Annotated in this window: 12 protein-coding genes; all 12 read left to right on the top strand. The window is 44.1% G+C overall.

Annotated elements, in window-relative coordinates:
• Positions 1–22: 22 nt before the first annotated feature.
• The 12 genes from L0P89_RS05080 (at position 23) to L0P89_RS05025 (ending at position 24,970) form a co-directional block, all read left to right on the top strand.
• A complete protein-coding gene (locus L0P89_RS05080) occupies positions 23–1,399 on the top strand; it encodes a DUF1080 domain-containing protein (RefSeq protein ID WP_235267321.1) in 1,377 nt (458 codons plus the stop codon).
• A gap of 10 nt (positions 1,400–1,409) precedes the next feature.
• On the top strand, positions 1,410–2,738 hold the full coding sequence (locus L0P89_RS05075) for a Gfo/Idh/MocA family protein (protein WP_235267320.1): 1,329 nt from the start codon (positions 1,410–1,412) through the stop codon (positions 2,736–2,738).
• A gap of 640 nt (positions 2,739–3,378) precedes the next feature.
• Positions 3,379–5,028: a UxaA family hydrolase gene (locus L0P89_RS05070; protein ID WP_235267319.1), complete on the top strand. Its 1,650-nt coding sequence runs from the start codon at positions 3,379–3,381 to the stop codon at positions 5,026–5,028.
• A 13-nt stretch (positions 5,029–5,041) separates the two neighbouring features.
• The gene (locus tag L0P89_RS05065) at positions 5,042–6,493 is read left to right on the top strand and encodes a tagaturonate reductase (protein WP_235267318.1); all 1,452 of its coding nucleotides are present in this window, start codon (positions 5,042–5,044) and stop codon (positions 6,491–6,493) included.
• Positions 6,494–6,896: 403 nt separating this feature from the next.
• The gene (locus tag L0P89_RS05060) at positions 6,897–9,959 is read left to right on the top strand and encodes a TonB-dependent receptor (protein ID WP_235267317.1); all 3,063 of its coding nucleotides are present in this window, start codon (positions 6,897–6,899) and stop codon (positions 9,957–9,959) included.
• Positions 9,960–9,978: 19 nt separating this feature from the next.
• Positions 9,979–11,646, top strand: coding sequence for a RagB/SusD family nutrient uptake outer membrane protein (locus tag L0P89_RS05055; RefSeq protein ID WP_235267316.1), 1,668 nt, complete (start codon positions 9,979–9,981; stop codon positions 11,644–11,646).
• 172 nt (positions 11,647–11,818) lie between these two features.
• On the top strand, positions 11,819–13,891 hold the full coding sequence (locus tag L0P89_RS05050; protein WP_235267315.1) for a GH92 family glycosyl hydrolase: 2,073 nt from the start codon (positions 11,819–11,821) through the stop codon (positions 13,889–13,891).
• 2 nt (positions 13,892–13,893) lie between these two features.
• Complete coding sequence (locus L0P89_RS05045) at positions 13,894–15,519, top strand: glycoside hydrolase family 28 protein (protein ID WP_235267314.1); 1,626 nt, start codon at positions 13,894–13,896, stop codon at positions 15,517–15,519.
• Positions 15,520–15,572: 53 nt separating this feature from the next.
• Positions 15,573–17,909 (top strand): GH92 family glycosyl hydrolase, encoded by a 2,337-nt coding sequence (locus tag L0P89_RS05040; protein ID WP_235267313.1) that lies wholly within the window; start codon positions 15,573–15,575, stop codon positions 17,907–17,909.
• Between the two features lie 13 nt (positions 17,910–17,922).
• Complete coding sequence (locus tag L0P89_RS05035) at positions 17,923–18,993, top strand: phosphatidylinositol-specific phospholipase C1-like protein (protein WP_235267312.1); 1,071 nt, start codon at positions 17,923–17,925, stop codon at positions 18,991–18,993.
• Entirely contained in the window at positions 18,974–20,941 is a 1,968-nt protein-coding gene (locus L0P89_RS05030; RefSeq protein ID WP_313790955.1) for a metallophosphoesterase, read from the top strand. The genes L0P89_RS05035 and L0P89_RS05030 overlap by 20 nt, the downstream gene beginning before the upstream one ends.
• Before the next feature lie 24 nt (positions 20,942–20,965).
• The gene (locus L0P89_RS05025; RefSeq protein ID WP_235267310.1) at positions 20,966–24,970 is read left to right on the top strand and encodes a hybrid sensor histidine kinase/response regulator transcription factor; all 4,005 of its coding nucleotides are present in this window, start codon (positions 20,966–20,968) and stop codon (positions 24,968–24,970) included.
• Positions 24,971–24,997 lie beyond the last annotated feature (27 nt).

The raw sequence follows: 24,997 nt of genomic DNA, 5'->3' as shown, positions 1-24,997 counted from the left end.
TAAGAACTAAATTGAAATATAGATGAGAACAATAAAAAACTTTTTCAAAGCAGTGACCATAGTCATGGTCGTATTCATTTTGGGTTGCTCGGAAAACAAAAAAGAGGATGTGCCTTGGATTGATTTGTTTGATGGTGAGACCTTGAACGGATGGACGCAAAAGGGAGGTGAGGCCAACTATTTTGTTCGTGATGGTGCCATTGTGGGGGCTACCGTACATGGTACGCCCAATTCCTTCATGACCTCAAACAAGATGTATGGGGATTTTATTCTGGAAGTGGAATACAAGGTCGATTCCTCGATGAATTCAGGTGTTCAGATACGAAGCAATAGTTTTCCTTATTACTTAAATGGCAGGGTGCATGGTTACCAGGTTGAAATCGATCCCTCTGACCGGGCTTGGAGCGGCGGAATTTATGATGAAGGTAGACGGGGGTGGCTCAACACCTTGGAAAAGAACCCTAAAGCACAACAAGCTTTTAAACAAAATGAATGGAACCACTACCGGGTGGAAGCCATTGGAGACACTATCAAAACTTGGATAAACGGAGTGCCCGCAGCCCATTTAGTGGATGAAAAAACAGCAAGCGGCTTTATAGGTTTGCAAGTACATAGTATACATAAAGATAAAAAAGAGGGAACTGAAGTACAGTGGAGGAATATTAGAATACTGACGGATAGTTTGACAAGATATTCCAAAAAATCCCCACTTTCCGCCACCATAACCAAAAACCGGCTTATTGGCAATGAAGTCAAGGATGGATGGAAGCTGTTGTGGGATGGTGAGACCACATCAGGTTGGCGGGGTGCAAGATTAGACAATTTCCCAGAAAAGGGTTGGAAGATAGAAGATGGAGTGCTTACGGTCTTGGCATCAAATGGTGAGGAATCTGCTGCTGGAGGAGATATTGTTACCACTGAACGCTATGGCGATTTTGAACTCAAGGTAGACTTTAAACTTACGGAAGGCGCCAATAGTGGTATCAAATATTATGTGGATACCGACCTTAATAAAGGGCCCGGATCTTCCATTGGTCTGGAGTACCAGATATTGGACGATGAACGACATCCTGACGCCAAACTGGGAAACCATGAAGGTAGTCGTACCGTTGCTTCTTTATATGATTTGATACAAGCAGATATAAACAAGCCTATCTACCCCATTGGGGAATGGAACACCGCCCATATCATTTCAAATAACAATCATGTAGAGCACTGGTTGAATGGTGCAAAAGTCTTGGAGTATGAACGAAAAAGTGAAGACTATCGCAAACTCGTTTCTGAAAGTAAATATGTAAAATGGCCCAATTTTGGGGAGGCCGATAGGGGCCATATATTATTACAGGACCATGGGGATCATGTCAGTTTCAAGAATATAAAAATAAAACCAATACGTTAAGCAGGGATTTATGGGAACACGAAGAGATTTTATCAAAAAGACCGCCATGGGAAGTACGGGACTTTCTTTGGGCACAATGGTATTTCCTACTATGGGCAATGCCAATATATTGGGTGCGAATGAACAGATCAACTGCGCTGTTATCGGAGTCCGTAGCAGGGCCAAGGCGCATATATTGGCCATTAACGCCCATCCCAATGCCAAGATCAGCTACAACTGCGATGTAGATGACTTGATCATTGAGGCCAATAATATCTGGTGTCAGAAAAATATCGGTTATGTGCCGAAAGTGGTGAAGGACTTTCGCAAAATACTGGAAGACAAAGATGTGGATGCAGTTTTCATAGCCACGCCCGAACATTGGCATGCCCCGATGGCCATTATGGCCCTACAGGCAGGGAAGCATGTGTACGTAGAAAAGCCCTGTAGCCACAATCCTTATGAGAATGATTTGCTGGTAGCTGCCCAGAAAAAGTATAACAAGAAAGTGCAGATGGGCAACCAACAACGGTCGGCCCAAACCAGCAAATTGGCCGTCAAGGAAATCAGGGAAGGGATTATTGGCGATGTTTATAAGGGAGAGGCCTATTACTCCAACAACAGGCAATCCATTGGTCGTGGCAAAAAAGTTGACGTACCCAAAACCTTGGATTGGGACCTATGGCAAGGGCCTGCCCCTAAAGAAGATTACAGAGATAACATTCATCCCTATAACTGGCATTGGTTCCGCAATTGGGGCACGGGAGAAGTACACAATAATGGCACCCACGAAATCGATATCTGTCGCTGGGCACTTGGCGTTGACCTTCCAAAGACCGTGACATCTTTTGGTGGAAAGTACACCTACGACGATGACTGGGAATTTGTTGACAACCAACAGCTTACGTTTACCTTTGATGATAACAAATTCATTACTTGGAGCGGGCATAGCCGTGGTATCATGAAACCAGAACGACCAGGACGTGGAGTGACTATCTATGGCAGCAAAGGTGCCATTGAATTAAGTCGCAATTTTTATAAGCTTTATGACCTTCAGGGCAATCCCATAAAATTTGAGTTTGAAAAATCGCTAAGTGCAACCCTTGACACCCAAGGAATGGGGAATTTGGACGTTTCCCATGTAGCCAACTTTTTTGATGCCATCAGGATGGATACGGAAATGAACTCCCCCATTGCCGATGCAAGTATCTCTACCATGTTGTGCCACTTGGGAAATATGGCCCAAGATGCAGGTGAAACCATTGAGATAGATGTGAAAACGGGCAAGGTACTGAACAATGACACCGTTATGGCAACTTGGAAACGGGATTATGAAAAAGGCTGGGAGCCAAAGTTATAGGGCATCGAGAAGCAAGGGGAGTTTCTTGTAAAAAGTGATTTGACCATTGCGAATACACCTATTGTCAGATACGCTAATTATTGCAGGTTACCCGACAATAATGCTGTTGACGCCATTTTGTTGGCTATACCCTTCAGCACCCATGCTGAAATTGCCCAAGATGTCATGTATGGAAACAAGATTGTGGACCGGAACCCTGATGTATTGAAAAATTGAGGTGATTTAAACGTATTGAACTTAAGCTGAAATGGCAAGTCTTGTTTGTCAGGTAGACGGGTTTTGGTCAATTTGAAAAAGTTTATGGTAAGTGATGGCCAGTCGAGGTGCAAAAATTATTCACCATAAAATGATGCTGAGGGAGACAACGGGGCAAATTAGTATACTATCAACATTTAGCTAATCTTGTTTTATGGGCAAAAAATTACAGTTCTAAGATTAATGCCAATACGCCCTAACCTGGAACAGCTTAAAAAAGAGAAAGCAATTCTTGGGTGAATGTACTGATTATCACCCCTGCGACCCAACAGGTTCATTTGTTGCCATTTAAGAAACGATAGGGTATTTTGATGAATGGTCAGGCCATGGGAACGGAGTTGTTGTTGCGACACTTGATTTTTTAAAAAAGAAGAAACGTAGGTGCATGTCGAGATATACTAAAGTAGACCAAAAAGATAATATTGCTGTTGCCATTACAGATTTGAAAGAGGGATTGTCCATTTCAATCAACAATACCGGGTTATCTATAAAGGAACACATAAGGGCAAAGCACAAGTTCGCACTTAAAGACTTTAATCAGGGCGATGACGTGATCATGTACGGGGTTTTGGTTGGAAGAGCAACACAGTCCATTTCAAAGGGGTGTGCGATAACGGTGAACAACATAAAACATGCCTCGGCTACCTACAACAATTCGGGTAGTCATTATTATTGGACACCACCTGATATTTCAAAGTACAAAGACAAAACCTTTTGGGGGTACCACCGTAAGGATGGCAGCGTGGGCACCTCAAACAATTGGTTGGTCATACCCTTGGTGTTTTGTGAGAACAGAAACGTTGAATTGCTGGAAGAAATTCTTTCAAAGGCCCTGGGCTATGGGGCCAAGAAGGATTTTGTGGTTGAAGTGGACGCTTTGGTCAATAGGTATAGGGCAGGGGCCACCGAGACGGAAATATACGATACCCCTATTATTTCCTCGTATGCGGAAATGATGGGGAATAGGGTTTTCCAAAATATTGATGGCATAAAATTCTTGAAGCACGATGGGGGTTGTGGGGGCACAAGACAAGATGCCGAAATGCTCTGTAAATTATTGGCCGGGTACATCACCCACGCCAATGTTGCCGGGGCCACCATTCTTAGTTTGGGCTGCCAAAATGCCCAGATCGATCTACTGAAAGAGGCCATATGGGAAAAAGACCCCGAGTTTTCAAAACCACTCTATTTTGTTGAACAGCAGAAAAGTGGAAGCCAACAAAAGCTATTGGAAGAAGCCGTGAAACACACCTTTGTCGGTTTGGCCCGGGCCAATCAAAATACCAGAGAACCCGCCCCTTTGGATAAATTGGTTTTAGGACTTGAGTGCGGAGGTTCTGACGGTTTTTCGGGCATTTCTGCAAACCCTTCATTGGGGCATGCTTCTGACCTTTTGGTGGCTTTGGGTGGTTCTGCCGTGCTAGCGGAGTTCCCTGAGTTAAACGGTGTGGAACAAGAACTCATCAATAGAAGCGAGACCCAGGAATTAGGAGAAAAATTTACAAGATTGATGGATTCTTATACTAAAAGGGCATTGGCAGTGGGGTCTGGTTTTGAAAACAACCCTTCGCCAGGAAATATTAAGGACGGTCTTATAACAGATGCCATGAAATCTGCTGGTGCCGCTAAAAAAGGAGGTAGCTCGCCCATAAAAGATGTGCTGGATTATGGTGAAACGGTTGTCCGGCCAGGGCTTAATTTGTTGTGTACCCCTGGTAACGATGTAGAAAGCACGACAGGTTTGGCAGGTTCTGGCTGTAATCTTATCGTATTCACAACAGGGCTGGGAACCCCGACCGGAAATCCGATCGCACCCGTGGTCAAGGTTTCCAGTAACACGCCATTGTTTGAACGGATGAATGATATCATCGACATCAATGCCGGAACCGTTATCAGTGGTGAAGAGAGTATTCAAAGTATGGGCGAAAGACTATTAGATCATATCATTGAAGTGGCCAGTGGCACAATTACCGTGAAAGCTGAATTAAATGGACAGAACGATTTCATCCCTTGGAAAAGAGGGGTTTCACTTTGAGGTATAAGAATCGATGGAACAATTGAACAGAAACAGATTGAACTGCCCATCGCATCACCCAGAACGGGTATTGCAATTTGGAGGGGGCAATTTTTTGCGCGCCTTCGCCGATTCGATGATTGAAATTCTGAATAGAAAAACTGACTTTGATGGCAGTGTCATTGTCGTAAAACCCACCAAAGGCGGTGATTATGCTGCGCTAAGGTCACAAGATGGCCTGTACCACGCGGTAATCGATGGTGTCAGGGACGGAAATATGGTTTCGGAGATTTCATTGATCACTTGTATACGTAATGTCATACATGCCTATGAACAATGGGATGCTTTCTTGGCCACTGCTGAACAACCTGAAATCCGTTTTATCATTTCCAATACCACAGAGGCAGGGATTGCATTTTCCGATAAGGACAGTTTTGACGATGACCCCCCCAAAGAATTTCCGGCTAAATTGACCCGTTGGCTTTACCACCGATTTTTACACTTTGATGGCAATAGTGATAAGGGGTGTATCGTATTGCCCTGTGAACTGATCGAGGAAAACGGTAAGGCATTGCATCAAACCGTCATAAAATATGCCTCTCATTGGGGGTTGAGTCCCCAATTTCAAACTTGGTTGAACACAAGTAACTTCTTCTGCAACACTTTGGTTGACCGCATCGTTTCAGGATACCCAACGGACAGGGAACACGATATTATGGCCAAGACCGGTTTTCAAGATGCATTGATGGTCGCCGGTGAGCTGTATCATAGTTGGATAATCGAAGCCCCCTCCATTGTAGAAAAAGAACTTCCCCTTTCAGGGACAGATCTTAATGTACAATTTGTCGAAGATCTCTCCCCGTACAGAAAATTAAAGGTGCACATTTTAAATGGTGCCCATACGGCCATGGTTCCGGTGGGGTATTTGGCAGGGTTGCGCACGGTGAAGGATTGCATGGATGATGACATGGTCGTTGATTTTGTACGGCGTATTCTCATGGAAGAAATCGGACCCATGTTGCAAGGTTTCCCAAAGGAAGAAGTGGAAGACCATATCCACAAAACCTTGGACCGTTTCAAAAATCCGACACTGAAACATTTCCTGTTGAGTATTTCATTGAACAGTATTTCCAAATTCAAAACAAGGTTATTGCCGGTATTTGAAGCGTACTGCCACCAAAAAGGAACTTTTCCAAAACGTATTGCTTTTTCGTTGGCCTGCCTGATCCGATTTTACAAAGGGGAATTCAATGGAGAACAAATTGTCTTGAATGATGATGAATATACCGTTCAATTCTTCAATGACCAATGGAATATGTTGAAAAAAGAGCATTGCACAATACTTGAAATGGTAAAAACCATACTTTCAAATCGAACAATTTTCAATAAAGATTTGACCCAATATGATGGTTTGACCGGTTACGTGGCCAATGTGACGCTGCATTTAGAAGAAAATGGGGTAAAAAGCGGTCTTCAAAACCTATAAAGTACGACAGTCGATTCACAGTGAACCTTTTGGTATTTTGAGTCTGGGAAACATGGCCCGATTGAAGGTGGTATGCCCATGATCAGCTGAGGTTTTCTTCCGAAAGAATTAAGCGGGTTCAGTATATCACAACGGCGTTGATGCTGTGATTTGCAACAAAAACCCAAGAAGGGTTCATTTCCCATAGACATGCATCCTTAAAAAAGCTGTGCTCGCAATGGTGGCAACTTCATATTGTTCAAAAGGGTCATAATAGTGTGACCTGAGACTCAGAACTCTTTTCATGGGTTTTTTGAAGACCAAAAAGCAATATTGATGGATTTATCCATTTTTTTGGCAAAAATGTCCATTGCGTTAAGACAGGGACCAGCTAAGTTTGATTACTGTATAACTAAGCTTTTTTATGATGAAAAAACCAATCTTTTTATTGCTGATCCTTTTTATGGGAATGGCAGCCATTTCATGGGGGCAACAAACTGTGACCGGTGTGGTCCTTGACGACCAAAATGTGCCACTGCCCGGGGCCAGTGTTCTGGAGAAAGGCACCGACAATGGAGTGGTCACCGATTTTGACGGAAATTTCACTATTTCGGTACAAGACAACGGAGCCATTTTAGTGGTCTCCTATATTGGATTTGAATCCAAAGAGATACAACTTGATGGTTCCCCCAATTATACCGTGCAGCTATCGACCTCGGCTACCGGATTGGACGAGGTGGTCGTTATCGGTTATGGTACCACCACCAGAAAAGATTTGACCGGTTCTGTGGTGTCTCTGGGCAGTCAAGATGTCGTGGAGCAACGCAAAACAGATGTGGCCCAGGCCATACAGGGCAGATTGGCCGGTGTTGATGTACGTACCCTCAACAACAAGCCCGGTGCGCCTTTATCGATTTTGGTAAGGGGCAATACTGCTTTGACCAACAACAATGCGGGCAATGACGGTGTGAATGATGACCCGGGCAGTGATCTGTCGCAACCCCTTTATGTGGTAGACGGTATCTTCTTTGACAACATCAATGCATTGAACCCCGCTGATATTCAACAAATAGATGTATTGAAAGATGCATCCTCCACGGCCATTTATGGGGCAAGGGGTGCCAATGGGGTGGTCATCATCACTACCAAAAATGGCTTGGAAGGCCCCACAAGGTTTACCTATGACGCCACTTTTGGGGTTAGGTCTCCCGTAAACGTTCCCGATTTCTACAATGGCGACGAATATGTGGCCTTTGTTGAAGACGTGGTCAGGGCTAGGGATTTTGGGCAATTGTTTCCCGGCAATCCCACCGTCGATGACTACAATGCCATTGTACCCGATCTCACCATCGAGTTTGTTGATGATGAAGAACGAAACAATGTCGCCCAAAGGGCCTACACCGATTGGATCGATCTTTTTCAAGAGACCGGAATCCAGACCAGCCATACCTTTGGGGTAAGTGGGGGCGAAAATGGTTTGGTATATAATGCCTCCATAGGATACCTAAAGGATGAAGGTGTGCTGGGCATTGAAGAATTTGAAAGGTATAACCTCACCGGTGCATTGACCAAAAAGATCAATGACAGGTTCAGTCTGGGCGTAAAGACCTATCTGGCCTTTTCTGAGAGGGAAGAGGGTAGCCGTGAACTGTTCAGGAGCTCTTTTCGTTTGGCACCAACGGTGAATCCCTACGATGAGAACGGGGCCATCGATCTTATTCCCGATGAGCAGGATCAGCGATTTATCAACCCTTTGTACGAAAGGGATGGCGCATGGACGGTGAACACCAAACGGTTTGATATCATTGCCAATGTCTTTTTAGAGTACAAACCACTTCCGTGGATGAACATCAAGACCCAGTTCTCGCCCAACCTGAGCGCTAACAGATTTGGTGAATATAGAGGGTTGCTTACCAAGTCTGCAAGAAATGACCCCGGTAGAATACGCTCTTACTACAACACCTTCACCGATGTATCTTATGTCTGGGATAATATCGTGGACATGAACTTTACGCCTTTTCAAGATCATGAACTCAAGGCAACCGTGATAGGTTCACTTTACCAAAGGGAAACGGAAGGAAGCAACATCCAGACCCGTAACTTTAGTACTGACGATTTTTCCTTTTTCAATACGGGAGCAGGGCTTGATATCAGAGATAACGACAGCTTCTTTGTAAAAGAGAATTTGGCCTCGTTGACAGGAAGAGTCATCTACTCCATCAAAGACAAATACTTGTTTACATTGACCGGTCGTTACGATGGCGCTTCCCGATTGGCCGAAGACAACAAATGGGATTTCTTTCCCACGGCCGCCTTTGCCTGGAGAATCGGCGAGGAGAATTTTGCCCAAGACATCGATTGGTTATCCAACCTTAAATTGCGATTGTCTTATGGTCAAACTGGTAATATAGAATCGGTAAGTCCCTATGGGTCCCTGTCTTTCTTGAACGGCTCTACCTATCTGTTCGGTGATGAGCTTACCAACAGCCAAACCATACGTAGACTGTCTAACCAAGATTTGACCTGGGAGGTGTCAGATGAGATCAACATTGGTCTGGATATGGGCTTGTTTTCCAACAGAATCGGCCTATCCATAGACTATTACAACAAAGAAACCGATGGTAGTATTTTTAACAGGGAATTGTTTGACATTTCCGGATTTGACGATGCCATAGGCAACTTTGGCTCGGTAAGGAACCGTGGTATTGAGTTGTCCCTCAATAGCTTGAACATATCCACGAGAAATTTCAGATGGCGAACAGAGTTGAACTTTGCCAGAAACAAGAACGAGATTTTACGTATTGATGGGGATTTGGACATGGTTCCCTTTGGGCGTCACGGCGTGCTACAAGTGGGCCAACCGGTAGATGCCATTTTTGCATACGAAAATGAAGGAATTTGGCAACTTGACGAAGCCGCCGAAGCGGAGTCTTTTGGGGCCCTGCCCGGGCAATTCAAGTTTGTGGACCAAAACAACGACGGCCTTATCAACAATGAAGATAAGGTGGTCATTGGCTCTAACGCTCCTGATTGGATTGGTGGCATGACCAATACCTTTTATTACAAGAACCTTGAGTTTAGGGTTCAGATGAACACACGGCAAGGTACCTTGGGCCATTCTGAATTTTACCAAAACTTTGCACCGTATCAAAATGACGGGGCCAAATTCAATAAACTGGATCTCGATTACTGGACCCCCAACAACCCCAATGCAAAAAGACCGGCATTGGACTATGCGCACCCTGGGGAGTATTACTACGAGGAATTTGATTTTGTGAAGATTGGTAATATAGGCCTCACGTATACCTTTCAAAGAGAATTGCTGGACAAGTTAAGATTGAACGATCTTCGTCTTTCCTTGGATATTCAAAATCCTTTCATCTTTACTGATTATGAAGGACCTGATCCAGAAACCGGACTGCAAAACTCGTATAGCAGTGCCTATATGACCAAGACCATTCTCTTTGGCCTAAACGTATCACTATAATCCTATAAAAAAAATAGAAATGAAATCTTTTAAAAATTTAAAATACATCTTTCTCTTGGTTGTGATAGCATGTTTTATGGCCTGTGACGACTATCTAGAAGAGGAGTTCTTTTCCGATGTAACAGCGGAAACCTTCATAGGGGAGGACAATGCAGACCAATTGGTCGTGGGCATCTATGAGGATTTGAGGGATATTTATAAACAATACGACATCAATATGTCAGGTACCGATATCTATACGGTCCAAACCCAGGTTGAGGAATTCAATAGCTTCAATGACTATTTTGGATTGGCCTCTGACAATCAAAATATCGTGGACTATTGGAGGGAAAACTATGATTTGATCGCAGATGCCAACATTGCCATCAATAGGTATCAAAACGACATTGCTTGGAGTGATGCCAATTTGGGTGCCAGAGATTATGGAATTGCCCAGGCAAGGGCCCTAAGGGCATTGGCACTCTACAATCTGGTACAGCATTATGGGGGGGTGGTTTTAGAATTGGAAGAGACCACATCAATACGTTCAGACTATGCAAGATCAAGTGAGGAAGAAACCTTTGGCCAGATTATCTCCGATTTGGAGGCGGCCATTCCCGATTTGCTTGATGCGCCACAAACAGGACGGTTTTCCAGAAGGGCCGCACAGCACCTGCTGGCCGATGTGTACTTGACAAGGGGTTACAAGACGTTTGGCAGTGGCACAGATTTTGATACCGCCGCTTCGCTTGCAGAGCAGGCCATCGGAAGCTACGATTTAAGAAGCCAAACCTTTGCCGAGCTGTTTGATTATGGCAATCAGGTGAATGATGAGGTTTTGTTTGCCGTGCAGTATGGGCCCGGGGGCAATGACAACGATCGTAGCAATTCAAAGCACGGCCTTTTGATGAATGCCATAGAAAACTATGCGGGTGTAGGTAGAAATAGTGTATATGGGGCAAGGAGTTCCTCCTTGATGCCCACTCCCTATTTTTATGGACTCTTTGCCGCCAATGATACAAGGGACGATGTTACCCTTCACCGTGCCTTGTTTGCTGCGGAAGAGGTTACGTTTTCGTCGGGTGAAGGACAACCGGAAGACCCCATAGCAGTGGGTGATACAGTGATCTATTATCCCAAAACGGCTTTGGATGCCACTGAATTGGCAGATAAGTTGAACCGATATTGGGTGTACCAACCAGACCAATACCTGTTTGGTGTTCCAGACAATGTTCCGGGAGCCGTCTATCAATACTCCTCCAATATCAACCGCATCAATTTCCCCATTTTCAAGAAATTCGATGATGTGGGCATTGATGGGGCAGGCAATGGTTCAAGAGATACTTATGTGTTCAGGATAGGCGAGACCCATTTGATTGCGGCCGAGGCTTATTTGGCGGCCGGCAACGGCGCATCTGGCTTGCAGCACCTCAATATTGTCAGGGAAAGGGCGACCGGTGAAGCCAATTTTTATTCAGAGTTGACCCTAGACAACCTCCTTGACGAGCGGGCCATTGAATTAGCAGGAGAGGAAAATCGATGGGCTGTTTTAAAACGGACAGGCAAATTGGAGGAACGGTTGAATCTGTACAATCCACAAAATGCGGATCATGGTGCGTTTGATAGCAGTATTCACCTGCTAAGACCCATCCCGGCCAATGAGCTGTTGTTATCAGATGGTTCTTTGGAACAAAATCCAGGGTACTAAGAGTTCGACCAGATTGTATTAGTTGTTTTAGTTGAGTTAGTTGAGTTTTTTGAGGGCAGGCAGGTACAATTGTGTTGTACCCTGTCCTCATTTTTTATTGAAAATAAACTATCTGTTCGATAAAATCAATTACTTTTTATGGTTATATCATATCGATTATAAATTTCTAACGGTGAAATTTAAAACTGTATTGTTTTACATAGTTGTCGGAACGTCACTTCTTTATACACAAAGGGAAGAAGGCAGCAGGGCACAGAACGTTGATTATGTAGATCCCTTTATCTGTACGGGGAGTGATCATGGCCAAACAGATCCCGCTGCTGGGGTTCCTTTTGGAATGGCAAAACCGGCACCCGACTCCCACCCGCTGGGTCATTCAGGATATAACTTCGATGCCGACGAAATTCTAGGCTTTTCAAACACCCGATTTTCTGGTGTGGGTTGTCGGGGCGTAGGGGGCAACTTGAGAATATTGCCTTATATCGGTTCCAGTTCTCCTTACCCTAATCCACGAGCATATAAAAAGGAAACAGAAAGGGCACAGGCGGGTTATTATACAGTGGAGTTGGAGGATGGAATACGATGTGAATTCACTGCAACCCGCCAAGTGGCCTTTCATAGATACACCTTCCCCAAAAGTGAAACTGTCGGACTGACCATTGATTTGACCAGCTCTCTTTCAAAGTTTTATCACGAAAAACATCATATTCAAGAAAATGGGGTGATAATGGGTGAAATATCTGGTGCCAATGTCTGTGATAAAGGAAAGTACACTTTCTATTATGCGCTGGCCACCAGTCTGAAAAACTTCAATATAGAGGAAAAGGATGGCAAAATTTTCTTTTCTTTCAAAACCCCTGAAGAAAATGAAGTACGTGTTTTGTGCGCGATTTCCACCGTAAGTGCCCAAAGTGCCCTTAAAAACCTTCAACAATTTCACGACAAAAGTTTTGAAGAGGTAAAAAGACAAGCCCATGAAGAGTGGGCCAACATCTTATCAGTAGTTGAGGTTGAGGGTGAAAATAACGTACACAAGAAACTTTTTTACACCCATTTGTACCATGTGCTACAGACCCCTTTTCAGATTCAGGATGAAGATGGCTCCTTTAGGGGAAGTGATGGGAAAATTTATGGAACGGATAGGGCCGACCATTATCACGGCTGGTCCATTTGGGATACCTTTCGAACAAAACTACCACTATTGTCTTTGCTCTATCCCGAGTATTATAAAGACATGGTAAGTGCCATTGGAAAGCTATACCAACAGGGTAAGCCAGATTGGGCAACAGAAAAAGAACCCTTTCTTACGGTGAGAACCGAACATTCAGGTATTGTGGTCTTGGAGGCCCATAAAAAGGGGTTACTGCCCTTTTCCCTCGAATCAATTTATCCCCATCTGAAAGAGGAGGCCCGTCAACTCCCTTTTGAGACACCGGACAATGTTCTGGAATCCAGTTACGATTTGTGGGCACTTTCTCAAGTTGCCAGGGAAATAGGAAAGGGGAAAGAGTATAGGAAGTACCAAAAAAAGGCAATTAACTACCGAAAAACTTGGAAAGAGAAGTTTTTGACCATGGATGAAAATTCTGATATCATGCATGGTGATGGACTATATGAGGGTACACTTTGGCAATACCGTTGGTTGGTACCTTATGATATCAAAGGCATCCAGAAGTTGTTGGGAGGGAAGAAAGTGTTTGAGGAACAATTGGACTATTTTTTTGATAACGAGCTTTTTAATATTGGAAATCAGCCCGACATTCAAGTACCGTACTTATATGTCTACACTCGTTCGCCATGGAAAACCCAAAAATTGGTGAACCGGTTGATGACCAAGAAAACGAACAACTGGTACGGCACCCATGAGAAGTGGAAAACACCCAGTACGCGCAAAATATTTCAGGCCACCCCGCATGGTTATATTCGGGAAATGGACGACGATGCCGGAACCATGTCAGCTTGGTTCGTCTGTTCGGCCATTGGCCTATACCCCGTATTTCCGGGAAGTACACAGTTGGCCTTGACCACCCCGCTATTTCAGAAAATAGCGATCAAGACCCCGGGCAAGCCTTTGCAAATAGTGACCAATGGATTTTCTACAGAAAACATATTCATTCAGAAAGTAACTTGGAATGGAGACGAAATCAACTCAAGTTTAATAGACTTCAATATGATCTCAAGAGGGGGGGTCTTGCAATTTGAACTTGGTAACAAACCTAAACCTAAAAGGGATAAAAACTTTTGACTATGCTATTCAATCGTCGGTATTCATATTTTGCACTCATTTTGTCAAGCCTGTTTCTTCTTGGTTCGTGTAAAGAAGTCATAACAAAAGAAAAACCGCTTTCAAAAGAGGAGGCCAGGCAAACATACCTAAAGAAAACCGACGACCTTGAATATAAAGTTAACGAGTACGGGGTTGCTTCTGATGGCAACACCCTGAATACGGTAGCCTTGCAAACTTTGATAGACGACGTGGCCCAAGCAGGTGGGGGAACCTTGGTGTTCCCTGCGGGAAGGTACCTATCGGGAAGTTTGGAAATGAAATCAAATGTCAGCCTTTATTTGAAGGAGGGAGCAGTGCTATTGGGAAGCACCAATCCATATCATTACAAAGAAATAGCCATGGAGGGCAAACCTGAATCCCCCAAAAAAGATGACAATTCCCAAATGGCCTTGTTGGTAGCCTACAAAGCGAACAATTTCAAGATATACGGTAGGGGCAAAATTGATGGGCAGGGCAGGGAGTTGGCCTTGGCCATTGATAGCCTTCACCACACTGGGGAACGTATAGACCCAAGATACAACTACCGAAGAATGCGGCCCAATGAAACCGCCAGGCCCAAACTCTTTCGGTTTTCTACCTGCAAGAATGTGGAGATTTTGGATTTGGATCTGCACAACGGTTCTTGCTGGGGGCTTTCCTTTGAGCTTTGCGAAAACCTGAAATTAGACCATCTAAAAGTGGTCAATAGGGCCTATTGGAACAACGACGGCATGGATATCACCGATTGTAAAAATGTACAGGTGACCCATTGTGATGTAGATTCAGCTGACGATGGTATTTGCTTAAAATCATATTACCCAGATCATTATAACGATAGTATATATATTGCCAATTGTACCGTAAAGAGCAGTGCAAGCGCATTAAAGTTCGGAACCGCTTCCCATGGCGGATTCAAAAATGTGACCATAGAAAATATTGAGGTTTTTGACACCTTTCGTTCGGCCATTGCCATTGAAAGTGTTGACGGGGGGGTAATAGAAAACATCAAGGTCTCCAATATCGTGGCCAAGAACACGGGCAATGCCATTTTTATCCGACTAGGGCACCGAAGTGGAAAAACCCCGGGCAAGATAAAGAATGTCCATATAAAAGACATCAAAGTTCAGGTTCCGTTTGGAAGACCCGATTTGGACTATGATATGAGAGGGCCTGCGGTTGACTTTTTTCACAATCCCATTCCTTCTTCGATAACCGGCATTCCCGGACACAAAGTGGAGGATGTAACTATTGAAAACGTTGAGATTACGGCTCCCGGCAGGGCCTCAAAAGGCATGGCTTACATTCCGCTGAGTAGATTGGACCAAGTGCCGGAAAAAATTGATGACTACCCAGAGTTTTCCATGTTCGGGGAACTTCCGGCTTGGGGGTTTTACGTAAGGCACGTAAAAGACATCACCTTTAAAAATGTCACGTTGCAATTAGATGAAGAAGATTACCGTCCCGGCTACATCTTTGATGATGTGGAAAAGGTAAATCTTGACAATATTGCCATCCCTTCCACGACACATAAGCAAATTGTGTTGAAGAAAGCTGTTGATGTCATGAACGATGCCCGTTTAGAAAATACCATTGAAAAAATTGACTAGACCAAGGTTTGGTGACTTTATGCCGTGTCTGTTCTTGTTGATAGGAAGTTAGTATGAAGGATATCTTTTTCAAGGCTCGATTACAAACCCATCATGGGATGGCCATGGTAAGTCTGGCCCTTTTTTTGGTGCTGGGTTGTGAAACAACGGGCGATACCACCCAAAAGTCGCTGGTACCCTACGTCAATCCCCTTATTGGCACAGCGCCTGCCACTACCACAAGTGCCCTAAAACATGGGCATGGTAAAGAGAACAACGCCCAAGTGGTACCTTATGTGACCGTACCCTTCGGAATGACCAACTGGACACCCCAGACCAAGGCGACCGAAACCAAATGTCATGCCCCCTACTATTACACAGATTCCATTATCCAAGGATTTAGGGGAAGTCATTGGCTCAGTGGCTCATGCGTGCAAGATTATGGCAGTATGACAATTATGCCCATCTCGGGGGATCTTAAATGCCTTCCTCAGGTAAGGGGATCCAAGTTTTCCCATAAAAAAGAAAGGGCCACCCCTTTTGTCTATGAAGTAGAGTTGGAAGACTATGACGTGACCGTTGAAATGACTGCCACCAAACGTTCCGGTCTTTTCAAATTTACCTATAACAAATCGGGCGACGCCCATGTGGTGGTAAATCCCAACAGCGATGAAGGGGAAGGTTTTGTGCAGATTTTGCCCGAATCAAATGAAATTGTGGGGTACAACCCCGTGCATCGCATTTATCAAGGCTGGGGTGAACCTGCCGGATTTAGCGGATATTTTGTAGTTAGGTTTGCCCGAAATTTTAAGAGCTATGGAGTTTACCATCAAAATGACATCTTGGAAGAGGCAATACAAATTGCCAATAAAAAGAACATTGGGGGTTATGCTTCCTTTACGGTGAAGCCCGGCGAAATCATTGAAGCCGTTGTGGGCACCTCTTTTACCAGTATAGACCATGCCAGAAGCAACCTTGAGCACGAAACCCATCGTTTGAATTTTGAATCGGCCAAGGCCAACCTAAAAACCACTTGGGAAAGCCTATTGGCCAAGGTCAGGGTGGAAGGCGGTAGCGAAAAGGACAAAACAACATTTTATACCGCTCTATACCACAGCTATTTGCAGCCCAGAACCTTTAATGATGCGGATGGTACTTACACAAGTTTTGCAGGTGGACAACAATTGCTCAATACTGGTGGGAGCGACCATTTTACCGATTTCTCCATGTGGGATACCTACAGGGCATCGCATCCGCTGTTTAACTTGCTTACCCCCACCGCAAATGCGCAGATGATGAACAGTTTGTTCCTTATGGCCGAACAGGGCGGTTGGCTTCCCATATTTCCCTGTTGGAATCACTATACCTCGGCCATGATTGGCGACCATGTGATAGCCACCGTGGCCGATGCCTATGTCAAGGGAGTGATTGACCTTTCCGACCAACAATATGCCTATCTTCTAAAAAATGCCTTTGAATCGCCTGAAGACTTTGAAGCGTACAAACAAGGGAAGGGGCGCCGAGCCTTGGAATCCTATCTTAAATACGGTTATGTGCCGTTAGAGGACCCGGTAGAGGAATCCTTTCATATAAACGAACAGGTATCAAGAACACTTGAATATGCCTTTGATGATTTTGCATTGAGCCGTGTCGCAAAAAAAAGGGGTGACATAGAGCAGGCAGAAATTTTGACAGTACGGGCGAGAAACTATCGCCATGTCTATAGCGTGCAGGATTCCTGTGTTCGGGGCAAGTATGCCAATGGCAGCTTTATTGCGGATTTTGACAAGTATGTGCGACAACCCTTCATCACCGAGGGAACACCCTACCAATACACCTGGTATGTTCCCCATGATGTTCATGGCCTTGTGAAGCTTATGGGAGGCGAAAAAGGGTTCAACCAAAATCTGGACAATTTTCATATGGCGGGCCAGTATTGGCATGGTAACGAGCCGGGACACCAAATTCCCTTTTTGTACAATTTTTCAGGAGAGCCTTGGAAGACCCAAAAGCTGGTGGACCATATCATGAAAACGGAATACAGCAGCGAGGTGGGGGGCCTTAGCGGTAATGACGATGCCGGGCAGATGTCGGCTTGGTACGTTTTTGCGGCCCTAGGGTTTTATCCTGTGGCACCTTCAGTACCGGAGTACGTGATTTCAGGGCCACATTTTGATAAGATTACCATTGCTTTGGAGAATGGCAAAGAGTTGGTAATCAATGCCCCGGGGGCATCTAAAGGCAAAAAGTATATTCAATCGCTTAAGGTGAACGGCGTTCCAATCACCAAAAATTACTTGAACCATTTTGATATGATGGATGGCGGCGTACTCGATTTTGAAATGGGGGAACAGCCTAATCAAAGCTGGGGAACCCAGAAAGAAGATAGACCGTTTTCCCTGACCGATTAAAAACGCAGGCAGTGTGAAACCAAAGACAAACCGTATGATATTGCAATGGGCCCTGACTGTTCTACTGGTGGCCTGTTCACGGGAAGAGCCTCTTAAATGGAACCAAATTCAGGTAATAGGCAGCCATAATAGCTATAAAATCGCCATTGAGGAGCCTTTGTTGCAGTATCTACGGATAAAGGACAGCAGTGCTGCAAAGGGCTTGCAATATGAACATCCTTCATTAAGAACACAATTAGATTTGGGACTAAGAAATTTAGAGCTGGATGTATTTCATGACCCCGTTGGTGGCCGTTATGCCCATCCCAAGGGACTCGACATTGTTCAGGGCATGGAAATGCTACCAAGACCATTCGATTTGAAAAAGGACTTGCTCAGACCGGGTCTAAAAATGTTCCATATCCAAGACATCGATTTTAGAAGTCATCATCTGCTTTTCAAAAATGGATTGGTTGCCATTAAAAAATGGAGTGCCGAACATCCAGATCATACCCCAATCGTTATTCTGATCAATGCCAAGGACCAGACAGTGGACGGAACCACCAAACCCTTGCCCTTTTCAAAAAATGCACTAGACAGTATAGACCAAGAAATCAGAAGTGTTTTTAAAGATGAAGATTTGATTACCCCAGATTTTGTAAGGAGTACCCACCCAACTTTGGAGGAAGCCGTATTGCAGTCGGGATGGCCGGATCTTGATGAGGTCAGAGGCCGCATCTTGTTTGTTTTGGATGAAAATGAAGAGAAAATCGGTCGATATCTACAAGGTTTCCCAAACTTGCACAAAGCCGCTATGTTTGTCAATAGCAAGGAAGGAAATCCGGAGGCCGGTTTTCGAATTATCAATGATCCTGTCCACAACTTTGACTATATCAAGAAGCTGATCCAAAAAGGCTATATGGTCAGAACACGTGCAGATGCAGGTACCAAAGAGGCCAGAAACCTTGATTACACAAGGTTCGAAAAGGCCAAAGCCTCGGGCGCACAAGTGATTTCCACAGATTATTATATTGTTACGACCCTGTTTCCCTCTGGTTTTCAAGTGATTTTTGATGATGGAACCTATGAACGTGTTAAAGAGTAAGCCGGTGGCACCCATTTTGGTAAACCTAAAAGCTATTAAAATGGTTCAAATAGGTTGCATTTTGTGCCTTATTGGATGTCTATCTGCCTGTGCTGAAAGACGGGTAATGCAATCGGAACCTCTCAAAATTGCTTTTATGGCAGATGTGCATTTACATGACATTTATGGCACTTTTGATGACATTGATTATTCTGGGGTCAAAAACCCTGCGACCGGAAAATACAACACCATACGAACCATGGGGGCACAGTTGCGATCTACCCGGCTCTTCAATGAAAACTATTTTGCATTTTTGGCAGCCTTGGACGATGCGGTTGAACGGGGAGTGTCTTATGTGGTGCTGCCCGGTGATTTTAGTGATGATGGACAACCGCTCAATGTTAGGGCCGTACGTCAAATTTTGGATCGTTATTCACAGCGATATAACATCTCTTTTTTTGCCATCACCGGCAACCATGACCCCGTTAGGCCCTTTGCCATGCCAGCGGGCAAAACAGACTTTTTGGGAGAAGGAGGTCGGCAACAAGTCATTGTGAGTCAATTGGAGCTGGCCCAAAAAAGTACCAATGGTCTTTTGCCCATTGTAACTGCCGATATTCAAAAAATGGGCTATGATGGGGTGCTGACAGAATTGAAAAATTATGGATTTTACCCCAAGCATGATTACCTGTACTGGGAAACACCTTTTTCAGATTATACCCCCAAAACCTATTCCTATGAAAAAGCATTGCCATTGGCAACCTTAGAAAACAGAACCTATGCCATTTCACCCCATGGGACAAAAATTCCGGATGCAAGCTATTTGGTAGAGCCGGTAGAAGGGTTATGGTTATTGGCCTTGGACGGTAATGTTTACATCCCTGAAGATGAAACGAAAGACCACCCCTCAAACCCCAAATACTACGGCAGTGCCAGCATTGGCTATAATCAGGTAATGACCCATAAAGGGCATTTGATTCCGTGGGTTGAAAAAGTCGTTGCCATGGCCAAGAAACAAGAAAAGATGCTTATCGCATTCAGTCACTATCCCATGGTTGACTTTAATGACGATGCCACCATTGAAATGGTCAAAATGTTTGGAGAAAACGCGTTCCAGTTGCATCGTGTTCCTTCTGAATCCATCGCACTCGGATTTGCAGAGGCAGGACTACAAATCCATTTTGGGGGGCACATGCATATCAATGATACGGGAATTAAGACCACCAAAACGGGCAATACATTGGTCAATGTTCAGGTTCCTTCCCTGGCAGCCTATTGTCCTGCCTATAAAATAGCCACTTTACGATCATCGGAAGAAATAGAGGTAGAGACCATTCGGATGGACACGGTTCCAAATTTTCAGGAACTTTTTCCGCTCTATAAAATGGAACAGGCCCATTTAAAAGAATCCTTGGCCCAAGATATTTGGGATGCCGAAATTCTTTCGTCAGACACCTTTGGTGATTTTACCGAATGGCATTTAAGGGAACTGGTACGGTTGAGGTTTTTGAAAAATGATTGGCCCAAAGGGCCAAAAAACCTGCTTTTGTCCCTAAATGGCGCAGAGTTATGGGCTGCCGCTAAAATGGATTCAAATTTGTTTGTGAACGGTGAAATTTTAAATAAAGCAACCTTAGATCGTGTGTTGGCCGAGGCAATGCGTGAAGATAAGACAATGCCATGGGATCAATTGCTGTCTTGGACAGGTTTTGACCTAATGGTGGACTTTTATAAGATTCGAAACGGGGATGAATTGGCTTTGGACGATATTGGCCGAGATCGATTGCAAAAATATTTGTTGGTATTGAATGCGTTCCAATCTGCGGAGAAGGAAGGGCCGCAAAAAAAGATTGGGGAATTTGCAACGATTTTTAAAAAGATGCTGAAGGGTACGCCCTCCGATCATTTTAGGGTAGATTTGGAAAAGGGGCAGGTAATCAGAGTTGATCGACAATTTGAATTAAAATGACCATTATCGTAGTTTTATAGTACAGTGGGAAAGTTAAAAGCATTTATAATCAGTCTTTTATTTGTTCAGTCAATAGCTGCACAAGATATTGTCTTTGAACATTACGGAGACACTGATGGCCTGTCACACAATACCGTTCGATCTATCCTACAAGATAAAAATGGTTTTTTATGGTTGGGCACCTTTGGGGGCGTTAACCGATTTGACGGGCACGATTTTAAAGTGTACCATGCCCAACCAGACAATCCCCAATATCTTCGAGACGACGACATCACCAAATTGGCCCTGGACAAAAACGAAAAACTTTGGATCGGTACCAGCAAGGGGCTTACACGATTTTGTTTGCGATCCGGAACCTTCACTACTTTTTTGCCCGATTCCACCAACTTGAACAGTATAAGTGGCAGCAAGGTGCGGGCGGTTTTCGTGGATGATCGTGACAGGGTATGGGCGGGCACTAAATTCAAAGGCCTCTGTTTTTATGATCAATCCCAAGAACAATTTATAAAAATAAACATTGAAGATGTACAACATGTGAGGGCCATAACCCAAACACGTGATAAGAAAATGTGGATTGGAACCTTTAAACATGGCATATATTCCTTTGATATCGATTCTGGCAATAACCTGACGAATCTCAAAAACTATATTTTACAATATTCGGACAAGGACAGTGATGTTAACCCTGGGGTCTATTTTATTTATGAAGATGATAAGGGAGATATTTTTGCCGGAACCCAAGAAGGACTTGGTAAGTTGGACAAATCTTCGAACTCCTTTGAATTGGTGCAACAAAAAGACCCGGATTTTTTTAGGTGCATCACCCAGGGTCCGGACAAGAAATATTGGATCGGTACCCAAAACGGCGTCATAGCATGTGATGCATTGGAGGATATTGCCGAAGGCAAATACAAGCGCCACCTACCCGATATGCTCAATACCAACTCGTTGGTCAACAATTATATTTCCGCGCTGTTTTTTGACAAATCAGGGGTTTTATGGATTGGAACCGAAAATGGGCTGGAGAAATACGACCCCTTTGGCAACCAGTTCAAACTCATTTCCGAGAGTGCGTTTTCCACTAGGGTACCGCCCGTAGTCAGCAGTTTTGGAAAAACCCATGATGGGCAACTGTTGATAGGAACCCATTTTAACGGTATCTATTTGGCCAACGGAACGAAAGTCAAAAAGATCTTTGATGTGGAGCAGCGGATTGCCAGCATCTATTCCCTAGATCAAAAAATATTCTACATCGGCATGTGGGATGGCAAAGTCTATTGCTATAATCATGATTTCAAGACCATAAAAGAAGTACGGTTGGGATTTGAAAATGGCCCTATTTTCTCTTTCTACCAACGAGAACCTGACAAGTTACTGGTCGGAACCAAGGGAAAAGGTCTCTGGCAATACGATTTCGGTACCAAGAAGTGCATACCCTTGGCCAAAGAAAGCCTGGGCACCGAGGAAATCAACAAAATTGTGGGCTCTAGGTATGGTTTGCTTTGGATTGCCACGGAAAATGGTGTTTTCAGATACGATGAGATCAATGGACAGGTGAAACGGTATGGGCATGATGACAATGTGGAAAACGGATTGACCAACAACAAAGTAAAGGATATTGCGATTGATCAAGACGGCCGGGTATGGGCCGCAACCCGACATGGACTCAATTTTTACGATCCCCAAAGGGATCGGTTTCTGGCCAAGGATGCCCCCAAGGAATTAAAGAATATCTGGGTCACCGATATAGGTATCGATTCAACGGGCCACATGTGGCTGAACATGAACTACAACCAGATAGCAAAGTACAACCCAAGAACAGATGATTTCAGGATATTTTTTGTGAACAATGGGGTGCGTTCCAACATCTACAACAAAAGGGGTTTTTTGTTTTATGATGATTCGCGAATTTATCTTGGGGGTGACAATGGGGTGATATATTTTTCGCCCTTGGAGATATCTGAAAACCATTTGGCGCCCCAACCCTTGATTACAGAATTCAAAATTGCCCATCGAGAGGTATTGCCCGGAACGGTCATCAATGGACAAAAGTTGCTGACCGAAGATTTAAATTATGCAAAAAGGATAGCGCTTGACTTTGACAACCGTAATTTTTCCTTAAAGTTTGCTATGCCGTCCTATGTTCGGGAGCGTTCAAACCAATACGAGTATAAACTCGAAGGCTTTGACGAAGACTGGATCGCGGTCAATAGTGCCTCAAGAACGGTCCGGTACACCAACCTATATCCAGATGATTATGTTTTTAAGGTTAGGGCTGGCAACAGCAATGGGTATTGGAGCGGTGAAAATTCATATGATATCAGTATATCCCCACCATTTTGGCTTACCTACAAGGCCGTATTGCTATTTCTGTTCTTCGCCTCTGTGATTTTCTATTTTATCAGAAGGGAGATAAAGAATAGATTAAGGCTAAAGCGAGAACTGCTTATGGTGAAGGTGAAACGAGAGCATGATGAAAAGCTGAACAACGAAAAACTACGGTTCTTCACCAATATTTCCCACGAGCTGCGAACCCCATTGACCCTTATCTTGGGACCCGTAAAGCAATTGATTGAAGAAGGGGAGGAAAATGGGAACAAATACCAGTTGAACCGTTTCAACCTTATCCACCAAAATACCAATCGGCTATTGGGCTTGGTCAATCAAATCTTGGACTTCAGAAAGGCGCAAACGGGTGAGCTAAAGCTAAAAGTGACCCAGACCGATATTATGCTGCACACCCAAAACACATTTGCTTCATTTAAGCAACTGGCCTCCAATAAAAAAATCCATTATAATTTAAGTGCTGAGGAAGAAGAAATCATAGGATGGGTTGACCATGACAAATTCGATAAAATTCTATATAACTTGTTATCCAATGCGTTGAAGTTTACACCCAACCATGGGCATGTAGATGTTTACATTGGCCTAAAAGACAACCCCATGGGCTGGTTGGTCGTCGAGGTGAGCGATAATGGCATCGGAATACCGGTAGAGAGCCATAAAAAAATATTCAGAAGGTTCTACCAAGCCGCCAATAGTAAGGAAAACAATACAGGTACCGGTATTGGGCTAGCTCTGGTCAAATCGTTGACCGAACTTCATAAAGGTACGATCAACCTGCAAAGTACCCATGGGCAGGGCAGCATATTTACCCTAGAACTGCCCATAGCCCGCAAGTTTTACAAAGAGACCGAAGTATTCGAATATTCCGCCAAACCGAAAGAAGCGGAGTCCGTACAGGTGCAATCGGCCAAAAAAATCATTCAAAGCACCCATCTCAAGGAAAAAATCTTGGTCATTGAAGACAATGGAGAACTAAGAAGTTATCTGGTGGATTATCTATCGGATTACTATAAGGTGTACCAAGCAGAAAATGGAGAGGAGGGATTGGCACTATGCCGACAAATAAGGCCCGTACTCTGTGTGGCAGATGTGATGATGCCCGTGATGGATGGCCACAGGTTTTGTGAAGCCCTTAAAAATGATGAATTTATCAGCCATATCCCAGTAATCTTGCTAACGGCACTATCTGAAAATGAAGACAAGATAAAAGGGTATGATGTAGGGGCTGATGGGTATCTGGTAAAACCGTTCGATCCCTCCCTACTGAAGTCCCGGATAGAGAACATCATCCGTACCCGTTTGGAGCTTAAGGCCAAGTTTTCAGGGGAAGTGGAAAGCGAAGTTGGACTTTTGACCAATTCGCCCATCGATGAAGAGTTTATGCGAAAGGTTACGGATTTGGTCCATATAAACTTAAACAATCCCAAGCTCACCACCACTTTTTTGTGCAGGGAGTTGGGGATGAGCTCCTCCAAGTTATATCGCAAAATCAAGGAGTTGACCGATCTGGCCCCCAATGAGTTCATTAGAACAGTGCGCTTAAAAAAATCGGCACAACTTTTAAAAACCAAAAAATATAACGTATCGGAGGTTACCGATTATATAGGATTCAATGACCCCCTGTATTTCAGTAGATGCTTTAAAAAACAGTTTGGGTTTCCGCCAAGTAAATTGATTAAGTAGCTGAGCCTGTTGGTGCTTTGATGCTAT

Origin of the sequence: Muricauda sp. SCSIO 65647 (genome assembly GCF_021534965.1) — a bacterium.
GTDB lineage: Bacteria > Bacteroidota > Bacteroidia > Flavobacteriales > Flavobacteriaceae > Flagellimonas_A.
Note: the sequence above shows the minus strand (reverse complement) of the source record. Positions and strands in the feature narration are given on the sequence as shown.

Coding starts and splice junctions, on each gene's coding strand:
- L0P89_RS05080 (WP_235267321.1), top strand. CDS start 23: ATGAGAACAATAAAAAACTTTTTCAAAGCAGTGACCATAGTCATGGTC.
- L0P89_RS05075 (WP_235267320.1), top strand. CDS start 1,410: ATGGGAACACGAAGAGATTTTATCAAAAAGACCGCCATGGGAAGTACG.
- L0P89_RS05070 (WP_235267319.1), top strand. CDS start 3,379: ATGTCGAGATATACTAAAGTAGACCAAAAAGATAATATTGCTGTTGCC.
- L0P89_RS05065 (WP_235267318.1), top strand. CDS start 5,042: ATGGAACAATTGAACAGAAACAGATTGAACTGCCCATCGCATCACCCA.
- L0P89_RS05060 (WP_235267317.1), top strand. CDS start 6,897: ATGATGAAAAAACCAATCTTTTTATTGCTGATCCTTTTTATGGGAATG.
- L0P89_RS05055 (WP_235267316.1), top strand. CDS start 9,979: ATGAAATCTTTTAAAAATTTAAAATACATCTTTCTCTTGGTTGTGATA.
- L0P89_RS05045 (WP_235267314.1), top strand. CDS start 13,894: ATGCTATTCAATCGTCGGTATTCATATTTTGCACTCATTTTGTCAAGC.
- L0P89_RS05040 (WP_235267313.1), top strand. CDS start 15,573: ATGAAGGATATCTTTTTCAAGGCTCGATTACAAACCCATCATGGGATG.
- L0P89_RS05030 (WP_313790955.1), top strand. CDS start 18,974: ATGAACGTGTTAAAGAGTAAGCCGGTGGCACCCATTTTGGTAAACCTA.